1 protein-coding gene is annotated in these 721 nt (G+C 64.4%); it reads right to left on the minus strand.

Translation table 11 applies throughout. From position 1 onward, the window contains the following. On the minus strand, positions 1-721 hold a 721-nt coding region (locus CVH10_RS16860; protein WP_106489325.1), incomplete at both ends, for an IS481 family transposase.

Here is a 721-nt window from a genome sequence, read left to right on the forward strand (position 1 = left end):
TCGGCCTTGCCGTTGGTCTGCGGTCGGTAGGGCCGCGTGAAGCTGTGCTTGATGCCCAGTTCATTGCAGGTCGCCCTGAACTCACGCGAACGGAATGCCGGACCGTTGTCCGTCAGCAGTCGCTGCACGGTGATGCCCAAGCGAGCGTAATAGGCCACTGCATTGCGCAGGAACAGGACTGCCTGTGCCTGCTTCTCATCGGGATGCATGGCGGTGAACGCCAGTCTTGCGTGGTCGTCGATGGCGACAAACAGCGTCTCCCAGCCTGCACCATCGACCGAGTCGCGTCGGTTGCCTGTGACGCGGTGGCTGGGCCGCACGATGCGCCCGAGCTTCTTGGTGTCGATGTGCAGCAGGTCCCCGGGTGCCTCGTGCTCGTAGCGCACGACAGCTTCGACGGGCTCCAGGTCACTCAACTTGGACAGGCCCGCTCGCGCCAGCACGCGGCTGACCGTGGACTCAGAAACACCGACGCTGCGTGCGATGCGAGCCTGCAGCATTCGACGTTTGCGCAGTTCGACGATGAGCAACGCCTTGGCAGCATCAATGGTCCTGGGCGAGCGCATGGGTCTGGAAGAGGCATCGGCCAAGGCGGCTTGGCCACCGGCCAGGTAGCGACCGAGCCACTTCCTGGCTGTTGGCGCAGTGACGCCGTGCGCGGCTGCCGCTCGCACGGCATCGAAGCCTTCAAGAGTCATCTGCTTGACCATCTCGAGTCGGC

The organism is Halomonas sp. ND22Bw (assembly GCF_003011945.1).
GTDB lineage: Bacteria > Pseudomonadota > Gammaproteobacteria > Pseudomonadales > Halomonadaceae > Halomonas > Halomonas halophila.